The sequence below is a fragment of the Bradyrhizobium sp. NBAIM08 genome, assembly GCF_020193935.1.
GTDB classification, from domain to species: Bacteria; Pseudomonadota; Alphaproteobacteria; order Rhizobiales; family Xanthobacteraceae; genus Bradyrhizobium; species Bradyrhizobium yuanmingense.
Map to the genome: position 1 here is coordinate 1 of NZ_JADYVR010000768.1, position 416 is coordinate 416.

Annotated in this window: 1 protein-coding gene; it reads right to left on the reverse strand. The window is 62.5% G+C overall.

Annotation, left to right across the window (positions count from 1 at the left end):
- Window positions 1–416, reverse strand: a 416-nt coding sequence (locus tag I6F37_RS41970; RefSeq protein WP_225154668.1) for a DUF4038 domain-containing protein, incomplete at both ends; no start/stop codon positions are given.

The following is a 416-nucleotide window of genomic DNA, read 5'->3' on the forward strand; positions in this document are numbered from 1 at the left end:
CAGTTGATAGCTCCACTCACGTCGCCCGGAAAATCCAAGCGATATCGGCCATCCGGATGGGTTTCGTACTCGTTGGCCAGCGTCCAGAGGAAGATGTGGTCGAACGCTCCGTAGCGAGCGAGCAGGTGGCGCAGCCAAAGGCGCTCGCGCGCCGCCGTCCAGGCGTTCGTGTCGGTGAACGGCCGGCGATAAAAGTTCAACACCAGCAATTCGACGTTCATTCCGCTGGCGCGCAGTTGGTGCATCAACGCGTCGAAGCCACGGAAGAAGGCGGGATTCAAGCGGTCCAGGTCGGGCTGCTTCGCCGTGCCACCCCAAGCCCAGTAAGCAAAGTTCGTCGCCGCGCGCGCCTCGCTATGGCCGACGGTCATGCGGACGAAGTTGAACCGCTGTGCGCGCCGCGTCTTGAGGTATTC